Origin of the sequence: Marinomonas shanghaiensis (genome assembly GCF_003259175.1) — a bacterium.
Classification (GTDB): Bacteria; Pseudomonadota; Gammaproteobacteria; order Pseudomonadales; family Marinomonadaceae; genus Marinomonas; species Marinomonas shanghaiensis.
The window spans coordinates 239055-255727 of sequence record NZ_QGOK01000005.1; the positions used below are offsets into that span (position 1 = coordinate 239055).

General features: G+C 40.7%; 19 protein-coding genes and 1 tRNA gene. 12 read left to right on the plus strand and 8 right to left on the minus strand.

Features of this window, described 5'->3' with window-relative positions; translation table 11 throughout:
* Nucleotides 1–80 precede the first annotated feature (80 nt).
* Together DKT73_RS04855 and DKT73_RS04860 are read left to right on the plus strand one after the other, a co-directional pair.
* A tRNA-Phe gene (locus DKT73_RS04855) sits at nt 81–156 on the plus strand.
* 360 nt (nt 157–516) lie between these two features.
* Complete coding sequence (locus DKT73_RS04860; RefSeq protein ID WP_111637444.1) at nt 517–1017, plus strand: DUF4760 domain-containing protein; 501 nt, start codon at nt 517–519, stop codon at nt 1015–1017.
* An 82-nt stretch (nt 1018–1099) separates the two neighbouring features.
* Here the strand turns inward: DKT73_RS04860 and DKT73_RS04865 are convergent, their stop codons facing one another.
* Genes DKT73_RS04865 through DKT73_RS04875 form a run of 3 tightly spaced genes read right to left on the minus strand, consistent with a single transcriptional unit; the run spans nt 1100 to nt 2083 of the window.
* Nucleotides 1100–1369 (minus strand): hypothetical protein, encoded by a 270-nt coding sequence (locus DKT73_RS04865; protein ID WP_111637445.1) that lies wholly within the window; start codon nt 1367–1369, stop codon nt 1100–1102.
* A 25-nt stretch (nt 1370–1394) separates the two neighbouring features.
* A complete protein-coding gene (locus DKT73_RS04870) occupies nt 1395–1772 on the minus strand; it encodes a helix-turn-helix domain-containing protein (RefSeq protein WP_111637446.1) in 378 nt (125 codons plus the stop codon).
* 11 nt (nt 1773–1783) lie between these two features.
* Nucleotides 1784–2083, minus strand: a complete 300-nt coding sequence (locus DKT73_RS04875; RefSeq protein ID WP_111637447.1) for a type II toxin-antitoxin system HigB family toxin — start codon at nt 2081–2083, stop codon at nt 1784–1786.
* Between the two features lie 152 nt (nt 2084–2235).
* Between DKT73_RS04875 and DKT73_RS04880 the strand changes: the two genes are divergently transcribed.
* Nucleotides 2236–2490, plus strand: a complete 255-nt coding sequence (locus DKT73_RS04880; protein ID WP_111637448.1) for an ogr/Delta-like zinc finger family protein — start codon at nt 2236–2238, stop codon at nt 2488–2490.
* Here the strand turns inward: DKT73_RS04880 and DKT73_RS04885 are convergent.
* The 4 genes from DKT73_RS04885 to DKT73_RS20020 all read right to left on the minus strand — a co-directional run bounded on the left by DKT73_RS04885 (nt 2487) and on the right by DKT73_RS20020 (nt 7206).
* On the minus strand, nt 2487–2774 hold the full coding sequence (locus DKT73_RS04885) for a hypothetical protein (RefSeq protein ID WP_111637449.1): 288 nt from the start codon (nt 2772–2774) through the stop codon (nt 2487–2489). The two genes, DKT73_RS04880 and DKT73_RS04885, sit on opposite strands and share 4 nt — an antisense overlap.
* On the minus strand, nt 2767–3153 hold the full coding sequence (locus DKT73_RS04890) for a hypothetical protein (protein WP_111637450.1): 387 nt from the start codon (nt 3151–3153) through the stop codon (nt 2767–2769). Before DKT73_RS04890 ends, DKT73_RS04885 begins: the two co-directional genes overlap by 8 nt.
* Before the next feature lie 375 nt (nt 3154–3528).
* Entirely contained in the window at nt 3529–6717 is a 3189-nt protein-coding gene (locus DKT73_RS04895) for a metallophosphoesterase (RefSeq protein WP_111637451.1), read from the minus strand.
* Nucleotides 6718–7059: 342 nt separating this feature from the next.
* On the minus strand, nt 7060–7206 hold the full coding sequence (locus DKT73_RS20020) for a hypothetical protein (protein WP_157959154.1): 147 nt from the start codon (nt 7204–7206) through the stop codon (nt 7060–7062).
* Nucleotides 7207–7430: 224 nt separating this feature from the next.
* Between DKT73_RS20020 and DKT73_RS04900 the strand changes: the two genes are divergently transcribed.
* Both DKT73_RS04900 and DKT73_RS04905 read left to right on the plus strand, forming a co-directional pair.
* On the plus strand, nt 7431–8180 hold the full coding sequence (locus DKT73_RS04900; protein ID WP_111637452.1) for a hypothetical protein: 750 nt from the start codon (nt 7431–7433) through the stop codon (nt 8178–8180).
* Between the two features lie 227 nt (nt 8181–8407).
* Complete coding sequence (locus DKT73_RS04905) at nt 8408–8971, plus strand: hypothetical protein (protein WP_111637453.1); 564 nt, start codon at nt 8408–8410, stop codon at nt 8969–8971.
* An 846-nt stretch (nt 8972–9817) separates the two neighbouring features.
* Here DKT73_RS04905 and DKT73_RS20140 read toward each other — a convergent pair.
* Nucleotides 9818–9997 carry a hypothetical protein gene (locus DKT73_RS20140; protein ID WP_198666544.1) on the minus strand — a complete coding sequence of 60 codons (180 nt, stop codon included), beginning with the start codon at nt 9995–9997 and terminating at the stop codon, nt 9818–9820.
* Between the two features lie 111 nt (nt 9998–10108).
* On the opposite strand from DKT73_RS20140, the gene ugpB reads away from it, so the two are divergent.
* The 7 genes from ugpB (at nt 10109) to DKT73_RS04945 (ending at nt 16660) form a co-directional block, all read left to right on the plus strand.
* Nucleotides 10109–11410, plus strand: coding sequence for a sn-glycerol-3-phosphate ABC transporter substrate-binding protein UgpB (ugpB, locus tag DKT73_RS04915; protein ID WP_111637455.1), 1302 nt, complete (start codon nt 10109–10111; stop codon nt 11408–11410).
* A gap of 97 nt (nt 11411–11507) precedes the next feature.
* Nucleotides 11508–12386 (plus strand): sn-glycerol-3-phosphate ABC transporter permease UgpA, encoded by an 879-nt coding sequence (ugpA, locus tag DKT73_RS04920; RefSeq protein ID WP_111637456.1) that lies wholly within the window; start codon nt 11508–11510, stop codon nt 12384–12386.
* Nucleotides 12383–13231, plus strand: a complete 849-nt coding sequence (gene ugpE, locus DKT73_RS04925; protein WP_111637457.1) for a sn-glycerol-3-phosphate ABC transporter permease UgpE — start codon at nt 12383–12385, stop codon at nt 13229–13231. Before ugpA ends, ugpE begins: the two co-directional genes overlap by 4 nt.
* Nucleotides 13232–13233: 2 nt before the next feature.
* Nucleotides 13234–14301 carry a sn-glycerol-3-phosphate import ATP-binding protein UgpC gene (locus DKT73_RS04930; protein ID WP_111637458.1) on the plus strand — a complete coding sequence of 356 codons (1068 nt, stop codon included), beginning with the start codon at nt 13234–13236 and terminating at the stop codon, nt 14299–14301.
* A 7-nt stretch (nt 14302–14308) separates the two neighbouring features.
* Nucleotides 14309–15061 carry a glycerophosphoryl diester phosphodiesterase gene (locus DKT73_RS04935; protein ID WP_111637459.1) on the plus strand — a complete coding sequence of 251 codons (753 nt, stop codon included), beginning with the start codon at nt 14309–14311 and terminating at the stop codon, nt 15059–15061.
* Nucleotides 15062–15075: 14 nt separating this feature from the next.
* Nucleotides 15076–15834: a DeoR/GlpR family DNA-binding transcription regulator gene (locus DKT73_RS04940; RefSeq protein WP_111637460.1), complete on the plus strand. Its 759-nt coding sequence runs from the start codon at nt 15076–15078 to the stop codon at nt 15832–15834.
* A gap of 7 nt (nt 15835–15841) precedes the next feature.
* Nucleotides 15842–16660, plus strand: a complete 819-nt coding sequence (locus tag DKT73_RS04945) for an HAD family hydrolase (RefSeq protein WP_111637461.1) — start codon at nt 15842–15844, stop codon at nt 16658–16660.
* Nucleotides 16661–16673 lie beyond the last annotated feature (13 nt).

A 16673-nucleotide genomic window follows, 5' to 3' on the forward strand; every position in this document is an offset into this window, starting at 1 on the left:
AGAGAAAGCCTGCTATTTTTAGCAGGCTTTTTTTTGGTTAAATCGGTTTCTTATTCATAAAAACCGAACTCTTCTTGTTTGCCCAGATAGCTCAGTCGGTAGAGCAGAGGATTGAAAATCCTCGTGTCGGCGGTTCGATTCCGTCTCTGGGCACCATTGTAATATTCCCAACTTTTCCCGAATGCTTACTCTTCATTTTTGCATTCTGACGTATTCGTCATTGAGCATTTTAAAATCCCCAACTCATCTGAAAGTGCTTATTCGAGCTGTCTTTGTGGGCAAATAGAACGCGACACACCCGAGCCGATTAGTTTTTGATCTGCCCCCAAACTCGCACCCAACTCGATTAGCTGGTTAAGTTTTCATCTACTAACATTGAAATCTTGCTTTTTATCTAATAGTATCTGTTCAAGGTTTACTTGCAATTTAGGCCATGTAAACCAAAAACGGGGAGAACATTATGTTTATTAAAGATGGATGGGAAGACCGATAACGCTTCCCTAATGCGGAGTGTTAATGGAACTAACCTTACTACAAACCTATCTAAGCCAGATTGATGTAGATACCTGCATTCTAGCGGCAACCGCCCTTGCGGCATTATACTCAATTCGTAGAAACACCGTTATCAACCGTAGACGTGCTACGGTTGATTTAGTGTTGCATCAAAAAAATGATAACGACCTTAAAGCCGCCAATGACATAGTCAATCCGCTCCTTCGCGCCAAAAGTATTACCAAGTATTCGGATCAAGAGTACAAAAATTCTGATCAAAGAAAGGCTATTCTTACCGTACTTAATAACTATGAGTTCATAGCAACTGGTATTAAAGAAGAGGCTTTTGATTTTAGATTGTATAAGAGGATGCGATACAACATGGTGGTTCGTGATTGGGTGGAGTTTGAGCCTTTTGTCATTGAAATGCGAAAAACCGTGCAACATCCTACGCTATACCAAGAGTTTGAATCCTTAGTCAAAAGACTCAAAAAATCGCCTCTAAAATCAAACAAGAAGCATTAGTAAAACGCTCCTTAGCCTAAGAAAGCTAGCTTCTGCAGTGTGTCGGTTCGTTAGCTAGGAGTGTTGGGGTCAGATCAAGAAACTAGATTTGCATATTTACTTGATTGCACTGAGGATTTGAAGGGCATGCATAACACTGCCCCCTGATAGATTGGTTTTTGATCTGACCCCAAACTCTGAAATTTATAAATGGTTTAATCATTATTATGGATTGCTTTTTAGTAAACCAAGCCTGCCAGATGGTAATAAATAAAGCGCAAACAGCCACGACAACAGTCGCAATGGCGGTAATATCAGAAGTTTGTAGGCCACTCGCTACAGTGGCCGCATCGGTAGTTAAGGGTAAATCCATTTAAACAATCCTTATAAAGTCGAGGTTAAACCGCTTCTCTCTCTAGTGGGTAATCTTTCACAAGTGCGTCGAGAGGAATGTTGAGCCCTTTATTAAGGTTACGAATCATTTTAAGACTGAGGGCTCTTTTTTTATTCAAAACTTCACTTACACGGCTACGTTGGCCGACAAATTCCGTTAGATCAGCATCTTTAAGTCCCATTTGATCCATGCGAAATTTAATTGCTTCAATAGGATCTGGCGCTTCGATAGCGTGATATTTTTCTTCATAAGCTTCCACCAATGTCGCGAGTATCTCTATCTCGTCACCTTCAGGTGTATTTGGTTGAACACCACGAAGGCTACGTATGCGGCGTACGGCAGAAGTTAGATCATCGTCATTTTTAATTGGTTTAATGTTCATCGTTTTTCTCCTTAAAGTGAATCCATATCCACTTTGTCATATTGCTCATGAGTGCCTACAAAAAGTACAAAACAGAGCGAATACGTGTAATCAATCTCTACCGCTAGGCGGTATTTATTCCCATGGATGTTAAAGACAGCTTTGCCATTTTTTAGGATGCTGGCATTCTGATACTGTGACTTAACATCGTGAGGCGTCTTCCAATCCGCGTGCTTGGCCTCGTCATGCCATGCTTTTAAAGGCTGTTCAGAGTCTTGGTATTCTTTCCGCTCCCAGAACTCTCGTAGTGCTTTCTTACTAATGACTCTCATGTAGCCTCTTCTTTATTTCCTTATGCTTCCCATTATGGGAAATATGTTAACATTAATACAATTATTTCCCTTTATGGGAAAAGCACTTTTAAGTGAAAGTTACTATAACTCCATACTTTTGCTAAAATATCCAAAACTTAGGGGAGTTAGCCATGCGAGTCATTTGTCCACACTGTCACAGCAAAGCCCTGATCACGTCGTCGAACGTACTGTGTGAGACAGTGAAAGACCTGTATTGCCAATGTACCAACACCAAAGACTGTGGTGCCAGCTTTGTTTACAAGCTTAGCCATTCCCATGATCTAAACCCACCAAGACAAACTACCGTACAAATTGCCATCGCCCTAATAAAAAGCTTGCCAATCGAAGAAAGGCAGGCTCTGCAGCGCGATGTGTTTGCTAGTTAATGGCGTTCTTTATCGTTTTTATCTAACGCCGCGATGATCTTCCTTTGAGTCGTCAATAAGCTGTATTCCACACACTTCAATAAGCTACCAATCTGTTCACCTGTGACGCCTATATCGTCTTTAATGGCGTGGGCCGCCATCATCCCCAGCTCATCCAACGCATCTATTCCAAACGACATGTGGTGCATTTGGCGCTTTATTTCATCAGAGGTGGTCATGTCCAGATTAACGCGGTCAAAATCCACGTCGCCCACATCAATCGCATTATTTTTTGAATTACCCATGCTGTACTCCTTGCACGTTGTTAAATCCATTATTAGACACGATATGGCTAGGGCGCTGGCGGCTATCACCTTGTATTAACAGGGTTTTAAATCGGGCATGGATCACTTGTCCCATCTCGTTGACCTGGTAATGGAACCAAACAGGGGAGTGGATGATATCCGTCATTAAATTGGGAAGTTGCTGTGTTTGTCGGTCGGATAAACCGCCTAAGTGAAATGTCGTGCCATTGGCTAAGCGAACCAATAAGGATTTTTCATCGTGCAGGTTTACCGCAACGATACGCCCCGTGCTGACTTTTGGAGAGGGTGAAGCGGAAAAGGTGCCGATAGACGACAAAAAGGCGTGGTGGTGCTGTGAACGAACAATAGCGTTATTCATTGGTTTAACTCCTCGTAAGAATTTAAACCACTACTCATGTTTCCACACATGGGTGGTGGCTGCGCGCGGGGGTGGAAAACCAGTTACGAGGAGCTGGCAGGCCGAAGCCTCCCCACGCACAACCACCATAACGCAAGCATTATGGCACAAAAAAACCGCGACGCGGCGGTGATGTGCGTCCTCGTACTTCTAGAGCCTCCAAACTCTAATGTTGGATTTTGCCAACACCCTTAAGCGATAGGATGGTCAGAAAAAGAAGCCAATAACAATGTTTTCAAATAATGACAAACGAAACGCTTTATATAGAAGAGCTTACTGACAGAAAGTTCATTTCAATGTGTGCTTCTGCGTTCAGCTCTTAGGGGGGGGGAGGAATTATTTGGATTGTAGAGCTTTTAGCATTTTTCTATCGTTTGGTAGGGATGAACCCTTAGACGCCATTGTTTGTATTTTGTGCTTTAGGATATCTGTTTCTGATGCGGTTAAATCATAGCTACTTAATAAAATATGAGTGAGTTTTAGCCATATTGCATCGTTTAATAACTTTGTTTTTAAGTTTGGAGTTGATTTTATGTTGCTTATGAGATTGTTTTTATCATTATCCAGAATCAATAAATAATTCAAAAACTCTTCCTCATCGTTTCTGTAAAGTTCTTTAGTTTTATTTTCTATAATTGATTTTTTCTTTTCTAGTATTATGTTTTTAAATCTTACTTTTTTTGTAGATAAGCTATCAGACATTAGGTCTGCTACAAGATTTGGTATGGTTGCCCTTAATATAGATAGGAATGCTTTGAACCTTAGATAAAGCTCTTCCTTCTTACTATCAGGTAAATCTTTAAATGAGTTGTTATTTTCTAATTCTGGAAGCATTAAAGGATATATTATTTTTTCATCACATATAGAAATTTGACATTTAGTTAGAAATACATAACCGTCCATTATAAAATTAAAGTATTCAATTACAGCTAATCTATTCATTATTAAATCACTGTTTCTGAAAACTTTAGACATCAATACTATTTCATTTCTAAACTCTGAAATCATGTTTACTAAACTTCCATTGGAGTCACCAGAGTCATCAGAGTCATCAGAGTTATCTCTAGATTGTATTTTTCCTTTCTGTTGTCTTTCATGTTGTAGAGGTGAGAGTTCATCTTCAATAAGATCGTCTTCATCTCTATTTGCTTTGAAATTTGCAATCGACTCTTTAAAATCTTCTATTTCTGGTGCGATATCTAAAAATGAAATTGTTTCAATTTTTTCGAGATTTATTTTATCAATTTCTGTTCCAAATTTTATTAAAGATAACGAGTTTATTCTATTTTTTCTTTCTAATATCTCATTCCTCATAAAATCTATGGTTTCTGTACTTGAAGGGTTTTGAGATGTGTAGTATTCGATTGTTTTTCCTAGTTTTATATGATTTGTTTTTGAGAAAACAATTTTTTTATTTTTTTTATCCCCTTTTATATTAAAAGCAAGGAAATAATCTAAAAAGCATTCATTGCTGAATTGATATGAGTTGTTTATGTCTTTAGTTAATATTTCACTAATTAAAAGAGGGTCTAAGTAGTTTTGTAGTTCATAACTATTGAAGGTTTGTTTATTGAAATCAATTAACGTTTGGTATAATTCTTCTTGATCTAGTTGTGACTTTCCTTCTTCCAACATTTTTGCAGATATCTGAGAGCATAAATGTTTAAGGTCATTGTACTTTGGTTTGGAAGTAGAGCTATCCATGTCGTGTTTTGATAATAGGATTTCGATGTAGTTTTCTATTATATCTGATTCACTTAGTATGCCTACTAAACTGTTTTTCTTTTCATAAATAGATAAAAGAATAGAATAAACAAAGTAATTGTGTGATAGGTAAGAACTGTCAACTACTTTAAGTAGGTCTTTATATATTTCATTTTCTGACGTGATTGATAATATGTTTGGCCTGCATAAAATTATCTTCCTGATATCGCTTCTTTTAATAGAGTCTAACGTTGCTATACTATATATTTTTTTAGTTTCAATGTTTGTTTGCTGCATTATTTCTGTTGAAAATGAATCGCCACAAGAAATTAAGAATGTATTTTCGATGTTGTTATTTATAAACTTCAATATTGAGTTTTTTGTTTTTTTGTCTGCTTTGTCATAATTATCAATATAAAATATACCGTTACCTGATTTTATAGTTGATTTTAGTTTTGAGTCGAAGGATGTTCCCAAATCTCTTGACTCATATGGTACCAATAGTGAGCTTAATATTTTCCCTTCACTTGCATTACTTATGGTTTTTGCGTCTATATAAAATGATATTTTGTCTATTATTGAGTTTGATTGCCGATCTAAATCGTTTATCCATAAATATTTTAGAATTGCAGTCTTTCCTATTCTTTCTCTTCCGAAAATATAGTTTACATTTTTAATGTTCTTTAACTCTGAAAGAGACTTAATTTCAATTATATTTGTATTTTCAGTGAATTCATTATTTCTAGTGAAGTTCGGCTCTATGAAGATATCTTCGAACTTCTTCTTTTCTATATTTCCGAGATTCGAAATGTGATCTATATTTTCTTCATCTTTAATTTCTTTTGACTTTATTGAAAATTTATTTATGTCAAATATTGTGTTTTCATCAATGCTAAATTTATACTTTCCATCAGGATTTTTGTGGGTTCCCCATTCAGAATAGTTAGGTTCTATATATTTCCTGTAAATAACATCACCATTATCAAAGCTGTTTTGCTTTTCTAATTTTATTATTGAATAGCCGCAATTTTTATTAGAGTAATCAATTGTGGCTGCTTGCAATTTTAATGTTATATCCTCAGAAAAACTTAATGTTACAGTCTGTTGAAATTCGTGCATATGGCCATATAAGAAGGCAGATATATTTTTTTCTATCATGCTTGAAACTTCCGTTTTCTCATCATTACTCAACCAATCTATTGGATGATGTGCTAAGAGTATCTTTTTCTTCTTTGGATTGCAGAATTCTATTGCTTTTTTTAAAATAGATGAGATTCTTAGATTTCCATTATCTTTCTTGTTTTGTGATAGCCATGCGGAGTTAAGAGATATTATTTCTAAATCACCTGAGTTTCTTACATTAAAAAGTTTTCCATATTTTTGAAAATCTTTAGTGTCAAATATTTCTTCAAAGAAAGAGTTGTAGTTTTCAATTCGTTTCCAAACTTGGTGGCTGTTATTTATTTCATCTGAGAATTTCTCAATTTCTTCTTTGTTATATTTGTCTCTAAATGTTTCTTCTAAAAATGAAAGGTTATTTCTTGATATGTCGTGGTTTCCAGGGATAATAAAAAAATTATTGATTTGTAATTTAAATTCGTTTTTTATTTTATCTATTATGATTTTCTTAGCTAGATCATATTCTTCTTTTTTACTTGAATATGTTATGTCTCCAGTAATTATTACTGTATCAATCGTGATTTCTAATCCTCTAATGTCATCTATCATAGAAGATATGCTTTTTTCTAAAAGAGTACTCTCACACCCTTTTCCTGTTTCATTACTTAAGTGAATATCTGAGATATGAAGGATGTTTTTCATTTAGAGAGTCCTTTTCTTTTTCTATTGATTTTTCGATCTAGGTAAAGAACTTTTGGAATGTTGCTGATTCCATCTATTTAAGCTTGCTTGATCTGCATCAAGCCACCTAGTCGCATCTGAAGTTGTTTGCCAATCTTAACCGTATTTATCAGGTTTAAGTCAATAAATTGTTCTCAAATGGTATCAAATATCTTAAGGTCTGTTTTGATCACAAAGAAAATTAATAGGGACATCAAATGGCAAGAAGAAAAATTAAGTTCGATTTCTATCAATGCAAGGTGGCTTCAAGCAATCCGCAACTACCAGTTAGGTCTGATGAAAAATTATCAAAAAATATCACCTTCACAAGTTCCTATACTGTTCTAGCTCTATTTGTGCCTGCAGCTTTTCTTCATCATCGATCTTACGACGAACGATATCAATCAAGTCATCCAGTTCACTTGCAGAGTGATCTCCACACGCCTTATAGCGCCTGATGGCCAATTCCACCGAGCGATGCCAATGTAGTTCTCTTCTTTAATCGCCTTGTCAGCGATCTCACAGCGAATGTCAGACCTGCTTTTCCTTTGCATGCTCGTTCCCTCAATGACCTGCCTCCCAGACTAGCAAGACAATCCGCTATTTGTCAGTAAATAGTCAATAAATGTTTTCAAAGAATGACAAACGAAACATTTGTAAAGATAATGTATAGGAAAGAACTAAGAGGTATAGGCATGGAAGGCGGTACAGTAATCATTGTTATCTTGGGTCTTTTGATCTTTTCAGTATTGTGTTTTAAAAGGGCGTTAACGCTTAAAAAACGACAAGGGGAATGGGTAAAGCCCAAAGAAGACACTGGATACATAGGTGCAGACACGTCGCCGTATATTAAATCAACAATTAAAAAGGAAGAAAAACAACCGAAAACCAAATCTAGAATGACAACCTCAGATAGCAGTAAAAAAGATAAAGGGGAGGTTTGGAGCGGTGTTAAAGAAATTCCTTTCGACTACTTGAACACCAAAGGTATCTCGTCATCTCGAACGCTAATACTCCATAAGCTTTTAATAAGCGAGAAAGGCGTTTTAACCTTTCAGGTGCATTGCCTACAAAGAAATACGACTCGCACTTTTTCTGTTGGCTCAATTACGTCTAATATTCGTTATGACGGCAAATTCATCAATCCATTTGTCTTTATTGAAGAAGAGCTCGATATAATTATTGATGCTAAAAACATCGTAGACAGTTCTCCTAGTCTTTCTGAATCTCCTAAACCAAGTATCGAAATACCGTATATTTATGAACCAGAGTCAATAGAGTTTACATCAAAAGATGTTGAAGCTGAAATACGAAAAGAAATGCTTAAAAAACGATATACCTTTAATAAAATTGAAAGCGAAGATAAAACTGTAATGTGCGACGAACAAGGTTTGAGAATGTATAAAAGCTTTAAAAATGGAAAGCTTAAAAACGCCTTTGTTTAATCTATTTTATAGTTATAATGAAGACTGTTTTAAATGGGTTATAAAAACACGAGATAGGAAAGATGAATACACTACAATAGAAGAAGCGTTTGAAAAATTGTTGTCATATTTTGGATGATTTGTTTTCATTTTTATTTATTAGCTTTTCAGATATTAAGGATATTGATTTATTTGGGAGGTAGATCGGAAAATTCAATATATTTTTATAATAAATAAGGAAGCACGAATTGTTTGAATGGCGGGTCAGATATATTTTAAATTTGTTTTTTACACTAAGTTTAGTGCTTGGCGGTAGAGTTGTATATCTCACTTTGAATAGCGAGAATGTTGATCGTGCCGATCTTATTACCGTTACAAGAACTCCTTTGAGCTTCCAAAAACTGAATAGCCATATTGATGAACTAGAAGCAATGTCAAAAAATATCGATACCTATACCTTAGGAGAAATAAAAGATATTACAAAAAAAACAACTTATTTGTTAAGCCAAGTTAGTATCGAACTTAAAGCACAACATGAATCATGGAGTGATATACAAAATTTATTCGAAGGAGATGCTGAGAAATTCAAAAAACTTAGAATGAATCTTGATAAAGCACAACAGTTAAATAATCAAGAGCTACTTAGAATTAAGAATGTTATGGATCAAGCTAATCATAGAACAATTACTGAAGAATTAAGTGGTACAACTTTATCGTTTATTTTTGGGGTTAGTTCATCAATTGCAGCTACATTTTTGATAAGTTTATTTAAAAGAAGAAAAAGAAAAGTACATAACGATAAAAATCAGTAAAGGCTATTGGTATGGTGGTTGTAATATTTAGGGTAAACTGATTATTATCACCCCAAAAGTTTTTATATCTAGGTGGCTTGGGGTAGAATTTGAGTTTGGGATACCTTATGATTACAATCCATATACATGGACAATGGATTTCTCTAATCCCGGCTATAAGGAAGATAACTAAAATATGATGTTTCTGGTTGAATTTGGACCTAGGATCATAGGCTATGGAACGATATTGTTGGCCTTTGTTCTTAGCTATCGTATGCGCTCGTGGGATCACTTTTTTCTCAGAGTATTTGCCGTCGCAGCATGTGTATATATTGTCTCGGTTTCTCTCACGTTTTCATACGACGGAATGTTGGATTTTTTTGCATCTACCTATGACCTTAATGCAAATGGTATGTTCGAGACAAATGAATATACGCACGAATTAAACGTGATCAACCAGAAAATTGTTCGAGATACGGGCAGAACGTTTTACCCAATTACTGGAATATTTATATCTCTTTTTTTAAGCCTTGTTTTTTTGTCTATTTTTTCGGCATATAAGTATATAAAGCTTAAAGTCATGAAAAAAGATTAAAGCTATAAAAAACCGCTATATGCGTTTTTCAGGTTACTGGCAAACCCCAGCAAAGCCTTGATCACCTCGTCGAACGCATTATGCGAGACTGTGAAATGCTTGTATTGTCAATTTATCAACAACAAAGTCTGTGGCGCCAGTTTTGTTTATAATCTGTATTTTTCACAAGCCAATTAAGCCGCTGATCTGTTCTACATTAACTCGGTTAAATTCCACGTCACCCATTCCGATTTGCTATAGAAGTAAGGCTAAAATTGACGAAACTACTAAATTTAACCGAAGCTGTGGGACGTAGATGTAGCATATGAGCATAGCGACCTTTCCAACATCATGTCATCCAGCTCACTGACAGAGTATTCGTCCCACACCTTATCCGCTTTCTTAACCACTTTGTTAGTGATTTCACAACGAATGCCCGAACTGCGTCCTCTATTTTTCAGTTTAAGTTTCATTTGAATGGCAATTGTATTTCAAATGAAACCTTACTATCATCAAAGTGAAATATTTTCTTTCTATAGTGGTTCTTTCTTTTCTAATAAAAACTCATTGTGAGGAACACGGAAATGCATAATTTGAAGTTGGCGTCGGTAGTGGTTGGGTTGTCTATGGCGAGTTCGGGCTTTGCGGCGACACAAATCGAGTGGTGGCACGCGATGGGTGGTGCGAATGGTGAGAAGGTTGATGAAATGGCGAAGGCCTTCAATGACTCTCAGAGCGACTACGAGGTTAAGCCAGTTTATAAGGGCAACTACACGGAAACCATGACGTCGGCGATTGCGGCGTTCCGCGCTAAGCAACAGCCTGCCATTGTGCAAGTATTTGAAGTGGGTACGGCCAGTATGATGGCGGCCCAAGGCGCGATCTATCCAGTGTATCAGTTGATGAAAGATTCTGGCCAAGCCTTTGACGAAAGTGCCTATCTAAGCGCTGTGACTGGGTATTATTCAAACAGTGAGGGGCAGATGCTTTCTATGCCTTTCAACAGCTCAACGCCTGTTTTGTATTACAACAAAGATTTGTTCAAAAAAGCGGGCATCGATCAAGCGCCTAAAACTTGGCAAGACGTTGAAAGCGTGTCGAAAAAACTGTTAGCGTCTGGGGTCACCTGTGGTTTTACTACGGCGTGGCAATCGTGGGTGCAATTAGAAAACTTAAGTGCGCGTCATAATGTGCCATTTGCCACCTTGGAAAACGGTTTTGGTGGGGTGAAAACCGAGCTTACATTCAATGGCCCGTTGCAAGTGGCGCACATTTCCAAAATGGGTGAATGGCAAAAGAATGGCATTTTTAGCTACTCGGGTCGTACCAATGACGGTGCTGCGAAGTTCTACAGCCAAGAATGTGCCATGTTTACGGAGTCTTCTGCTGGGTTTGCCGGTATTAAACGCAACGCGACTTTTGACTTCGGTGTGACTGAGCTGCCTTACTGGGAAGGCAAGGTAGAACAACCTTCTAATACTATTATCGGTGGTGCGTCTTTGTGGGTACTGCAAGGTCACTCTAAAGAGGAATACAAAGGCGTGGCGTCTTTCCTAAGCTATCTATCCAAAGCCTCTGTGCAAGCGGATTGGCACCAGTTTTCGGGATACTTGCCTATTACTAAAGCGGCCTATGAGTTAACCAAAGAACAAGGCTTCTACGCGGCGAACCCAGGTACCGAAACGGGTGTCATGCAAATGACAACGGGCACGCCTACGGAGAATACCAAAGGCTTGCGTTTGGGTAACTTTGTACAAATCCGTGGCATTATCGACGAAGCGTTAGAGTCTGTGTGGAGTGGTAATGTTGACGCGCAAACAGCACTCAATACGGCCGTTGAACGTGGCAATGCGCAACTTCGCCGTTTTGAAAAGGCGAATAATTAAATAAAAGCCGTGCCCTTGTGTTTTTGCATAAGGGCACTTTTTATTGCTGCAGTGGTTTGTTTTTTTACTGGTTGCTTTCTTTTGTTTGGATTGTCTGATGACGGTTACTTTCCCTCAAAAAGTCCTGCCTTGGCTGTTGCTGCTGCCACAGTTGTTGGTGACGGCGATTTTCTTTCTCTGGCCTGCTGAGCAGGCGCTGGAGCAAGCGTTTTACCAAGAAGACGCGTTTGGTCTGAGTCGTGAATTTATTGGCTTGGAGAATTTTGCCGATTTGTTTACGGATCCCTTGTATTACCAGTCCATGTTAACCACCTTGGTGTTCAGTTTTTCGGTGGCCATTGTGGGGATGTCGTTGGCGCTGTTGTTAGCGGTGATGGCGGATCGAATTATTCGCGGTAAATTGGCCTATCAAACCTTGTTAATTTGGCCTTATGCCGTGGCGCCTGCGTTAGCGGGTGTCTTGTGGTGGATTTTATTTGACCCCAGCATGGGGCCGATTGCTCTGTGGCTGAAAGCGGCAGGGGTGAATTGGAACCATTATTTAGATGGCAACCAAGCCATGATATTGGTGGTGATTGCGTCTACTTGGAAGCAAATCAGCTATAACTTTTTATTTTTCTTAGCAGGTTTGCAAGCGGTGCCTCGCTCACTTATTGAAGCGGCGGCGATTGACGGTGCCAGTCCCTTTAAGCGCTTTTGGACCATTGTCTTTCCGCTGTTGTCGCCGACGACCTTTTTCTTGTTGGTTGTTAACCTTGTGTATGCCTTTTTTGAAACCTTCGGGGTGATTGATGCGACCACCAAAGGCGGTCCTGGGCAAAGCACGACCACTTTAGTTTATAAAGTGTTTGATGATGGTTTTGTCGGTTTGGATTTGGGGGGATCGGCAGCGCAATCGGTTGTGCTGATGGCGATTGTTGGTTTGATGACGGTGATTCAGTTTCGTTTTATTGAGCGTAAGGTGCAGTACTCATGATCGAGAATCGACCTTGGTTAACCTTTGCTAGTCATGCCACGCTATTGATAGGGATTGCTTTGGTGGCTTTGCCTGTTTGGATGGCACTGGTGGCATCAACGCATCCGGCGTCTGCGTTTGGTGTTGGACACATTCCTTTATGGTTCGGTGATGCTGGCGCAGAAACATGGGGCACCGTGTTGTTCGAAAAAGCGGGCAACGGTGTGGATACGCCAGTTTGGTTTATGATGCTGAACTCCTTGATTATGGCGCTGGGCATTACTTTCGGCAAAATTGCCATTTCATTGTTGTCGGCTTATGCGATTGTGTTCTTTCGCTTTCCGTTTCGTAATCTGTGTTTTTGGATCATTTTCATGACCTTAATGCTGCCGGTTGAAGTGCGGATTGTGCCGACGTATGAGGTGGTGGCAAATTTGGATCTGCTCAATAGCTATACGGGTTTAACCCTGCCATTGATCGCCAGTGCAACGGCAACTTTTTTGTTTCGTCAGTGTTTCCTGAGCGTTCCGGGGGAGCTGGTAGAAGCGGCGCGAATGGACGGAGCGGGGCCGTGGCGGTTCTTTTTTGACATCTTGTTGCCATTGTCTCGCACCAATATTGCGGCCTTGTTTGTGATCTTGTTTATTTACGGTTGGAATCAATATCTATGGCCTTTGTTGATCACCACAGACGACGCTTATTACACCTTGGTGATGAGTATTAAGCGCATGTTGTCGGTGACCGATGGTGATATCGCATGGAACCAAATTATGGCCACCACCTTATTAGCGATGTTGCCACCGGTTGCGGTGGTGATTGGCATGCAGAAGCTGTTTGTTAAAGGCTTAGTGGATTCGGAGAAGTAGTAATGACGGACGTTATTTTAGAGAAAGTAGGCAAGACATACCCGAATGGTTATCACGCGATTCCAAGCGTGGATTTATCGATTGAAGAAGGCGAGTTTATTGTGTTGGTTGGCCCATCAGGCTGCGGTAAATCGACCTTATTGCGTATGGTGGCAGGCTTGGAAAGCATTTCTACGGGCGAGCTGCGCATTCGTGGCGAGCGCATGAATGATAAGGAACCTGCTGAGCGAGACATCGCCATGGTGTTTCAGAATTACGCTTTATATCCGCATATGACCGTCTACGACAACATGGCTTACGGTTTAAAAAACCGTGGTATGCCAAAAGCACAAATTGCCGAAAAGGTCAGTGATGTGGCGACCATGTTAGGGTTGACGGAGTTATTGCAACGCAAACCGCGTCAGTTATCTGGTGGTCAGCGCCAACGTGTTGCTATGGGGCGCGCCATGGTGCGAGACCCGAAAGTGTTTTTGTTTGATGAGCCCTTGTCTAATCTAGACGCTAAATTGCGGGTGCAGATGCGTGTCGAGATTCGTCAGTTGCAACGCAAGTTAGGCACGACAACCTTATACGTGACCCATGATCAGGTGGAAGCCATGACCTTGGCAGATCGTTTGGTGGTATTGAATAAGGGGAAAGCGGAACAGATTGGCACGCCAATGGATTTATACAATAAACCGGCCACGCCATTCGTTGCGGCGTTTATTGGTTCGCCGTCGATGAATTTGATCAATGCGAATCTGACAGAGCAAGGCGTTAAAATCTCTGAGGCGTTGACCTTGCCGCTTTCTCATGCGTTTCGTGGGGGTATTGTTTGGGGGATTCGTCCAGAGCATTTAGAGGTCAGTGACGAGCAAAATGCCGATTTCGCTTTGCGTATCCAAGCGGTAGAATCTTTGGGAGCCGAGACGTTAATTCACGGTAAATTGGAAACGGAGTCCGGTCATGGCGAGCCCTTAGTAGTGCGTTTGTCTGGCCCGCATTTACCCGATATTAATAGTCTCATGTGGTTAAGGGCGCCAGTATCACATTGGCATTTATTTGACGCAAACACGCAACAACGATTGTGAGAGCAGCATGGAAAATGAAAAGCGCGATATTCTGAAAACAAAGGTAATGGGTCATCGTGGTGCGGCGTTATTGGCACCGGAAAATACCTTGGCGTCGATTCGAGCGGCCGCTGAAGCGGGCGCCACTTGGGTGGAAATTGATGTGTATCTGATCGCCGAAGGGGGATTGGTTATTTTCCATGATGACACGCTGGATCGTTGTACCAATGGGTCGGGGGTGACTCGTGAAGCTCGTCCGACGGATGTGGCGGCATTGGATGCGGGGGCTTGGTTTTCTGATGCGTTTGTGGGCGAAAAAGTGCCTACTCTGTTGGAAGCATTGGAATGCATTCAGTCGTTGGGTCTTGGCTTGAACCTTGAGATTAAGCATGACAGTGCGGATGTGGAAAATATTGTGCCTGCGGTGATGGCGATGTTGCGCGATTATTGGCAAGACAATGACAAGCTGATGATTTCCAGCTTCAATCTCGCGGCATTAGACATGTGTTATGAGATTGATGAGCAGCGTCATCTTGCGCCTTTGTATGAAGACATTCCAGAGGACTGGCAGGCGCAGCTTGAGAGTATTGAAGCGTACAGTTTGAATTGTGATTATTCACGATTGACGGAAGCCCAAGCGCGGGCAGTAAAAGCCGCGGGTTATAAATTGTTGTGTTATACCGCCAATGATCCAAAAAAAGTGACAGCCCATTGGGAGTGGGGTATGGACGCCATCATTACGGACGATCCGACGCAGTTCGCTGCTTTGCTGACGAAATAATATAAGGGTGCCGTGTGGGGTTAAATGAGCGACAAAACCAGATCTTAAATTGGGTACAGCAAGAAGATACTTTGCTGGTAGAAGACATGGTGACACGCTTTAACGTGTCTTCTCAGACCATTCGCAAAGACATTAATCAGTTGGCGGAGCGTCATCTTGTGCGTCGTACTCATGGTGGGATTGCGCCTGTGTCTAGTACGGAAAATTTGCCGTTTGATCATCGTCAGTTTCTGAACAGCGATGCGAAAGAGGCGATTGCGACGAAGGTCGCTCAGATGATCCCAGACGGCGCTTCGGTGTTTTTAGGTATTGGCACCACGGTAGAATATGTGGCGAAGGCTTTGGTGTCTCATCATGATTTACAGGTTTTCACCAATAACTTAACTGTGGCGGGTATATTGGGACATTACCCTGATATTCGTGTGCGAGTTTTAGCGGGCAAATTACGCCATCGTCACCATGATTTGGTGGGCGAAGAGACCCTGTCTGGGCTGCGCCAGTATTATTTTGATTATGGCGTCTTGGGCTGTGGTGGCATGGACGAAGAGCAAGGCATATTGGATTTTGACCCTGAAGAAGCCGCCGTGAGTCGTGTTTTGGTTGAGCAAAGTCGCCACTGTTTGTTGGTCGCGGATCAGCACAAATGGGGCCGTAAAGCCATGGCGCGCGTACAACCGTTTGCAGCGATAGATTGGTTGTTTAGTGATGCGCTCACCGACTCGCAAACCCAATTACTCACCTCTCATGGTGTTCAAATTCAACTCTGTTCTTAGGGTAATTATGTCGATATCTGCGGTTTCTGCGCTTTCTCTTACTGATCTTGAGCCTAGTACCTGCCAAGATCTACGATTTATTTTAACGGATTTTGACGACACACTGACGTGGGAAGGTCAGTTGCCAGTGGCGACGCTACAAGCTTTGGCGCAATTGGAAGCCGAAGGGATTAAGGTGATTCCCGTTACGGGGGGGTGTGCTGGGTGGTCGGATATGATTGCTCGAGCGCTCCCTGTTGATGGCGTGATTACGGAAGGTGGTGCCTGTTTTATTGGCAGAACCGCAGACCGTCATTTGACCTATTCCTTCTGGCGTGATGAATCGGAAATGCGTGCCGAGCAAGCTCACATATTGACTCAGGTTGAGTCGGTGTTAAGGCAATTTCCCCGTTTACGTTTGGCGCGTGATCAGGCGTACCGTCTCACGGATGTGGCGATCGATTATGCGCAAGACGTTAAACCTCCTGCCGTTGCAGACAAAGATGCGTGTTTGGCAGCGCTCATTGCCATGGGGCTAAACGCAAAAGCCAGCTCAATACACATTAATGTGTGCTCGCAAGGTTACGATAAGTTTTCTATGGCGCAACGCGTACTGCGTGATGTGTATGGGCTGAGTGACGCGCAACAACAAGAGCAAGTCTTGTATGTGGGGGATGCCCCCAACGATGAAAGCATGTTTGCGCGCTTTCCATTAAGCGTGGGGGTAGCGAACATAGTTCAGCATTTACCTATAATGCGTCATCGACCTCGTTATCAGACGACGCAACCTGGCGGTTTGGGCTTTGCGGAGTTAGCGAATTTTGTATTATTGGCACGACAAGCGTAAGCCCTTGCTTGTC

What these genes read in the sequence shown, in the direction of transcription:
- DKT73_RS04860 (WP_111637444.1), top strand. Translation starts at nt 517, where the DNA reads ATGGAACTAACCTTACTACAAACCTATCTAAGCCAGATTGATGTAGAT.
- DKT73_RS04865 (WP_111637445.1), bottom strand. Translation starts at nt 1,369, where the DNA reads ATGGATTTACCCTTAACTACCGATGCGGCCACTGTAGCGAGTGGCCTA.
- DKT73_RS04870 (WP_111637446.1), bottom strand. Translation starts at nt 1,772, where the DNA reads ATGAACATTAAACCAATTAAAAATGACGATGATCTAACTTCTGCCGTA.
- DKT73_RS04875 (WP_111637447.1), bottom strand. Translation starts at nt 2,083, where the DNA reads ATGAGAGTCATTAGTAAGAAAGCACTACGAGAGTTCTGGGAGCGGAAA.
- DKT73_RS04880 (WP_111637448.1), top strand. Translation starts at nt 2,236, where the DNA reads ATGCGAGTCATTTGTCCACACTGTCACAGCAAAGCCCTGATCACGTCG.
- DKT73_RS04885 (WP_111637449.1), bottom strand. Translation starts at nt 2,774, where the DNA reads ATGGGTAATTCAAAAAATAATGCGATTGATGTGGGCGACGTGGATTTT.
- DKT73_RS04890 (WP_111637450.1), bottom strand. Translation starts at nt 3,153, where the DNA reads ATGAATAACGCTATTGTTCGTTCACAGCACCACCACGCCTTTTTGTCG.
- DKT73_RS04895 (WP_111637451.1), bottom strand. Translation starts at nt 6,717, where the DNA reads ATGAAAAACATCCTTCATATCTCAGATATTCACTTAAGTAATGAAACA.
- DKT73_RS04900 (WP_111637452.1), top strand. Translation starts at nt 7,431, where the DNA reads ATGGAAGGCGGTACAGTAATCATTGTTATCTTGGGTCTTTTGATCTTT.
- DKT73_RS20140 (WP_198666544.1), bottom strand. Translation starts at nt 9,997, where the DNA reads ATGAAACTTAAACTGAAAAATAGAGGACGCAGTTCGGGCATTCGTTGT.
- ugpB (WP_111637455.1), top strand. Translation starts at nt 10,109, where the DNA reads ATGCATAATTTGAAGTTGGCGTCGGTAGTGGTTGGGTTGTCTATGGCG.
- ugpA (WP_111637456.1), top strand. Translation starts at nt 11,508, where the DNA reads ATGACGGTTACTTTCCCTCAAAAAGTCCTGCCTTGGCTGTTGCTGCTG.
- ugpE (WP_111637457.1), top strand. Translation starts at nt 12,383, where the DNA reads ATGATCGAGAATCGACCTTGGTTAACCTTTGCTAGTCATGCCACGCTA.
- DKT73_RS04930 (WP_111637458.1), top strand. Translation starts at nt 13,234, where the DNA reads ATGACGGACGTTATTTTAGAGAAAGTAGGCAAGACATACCCGAATGGT.
- DKT73_RS04935 (WP_111637459.1), top strand. Translation starts at nt 14,309, where the DNA reads ATGGAAAATGAAAAGCGCGATATTCTGAAAACAAAGGTAATGGGTCAT.
- DKT73_RS04945 (WP_111637461.1), top strand. Translation starts at nt 15,842, where the DNA reads ATGTCGATATCTGCGGTTTCTGCGCTTTCTCTTACTGATCTTGAGCCT.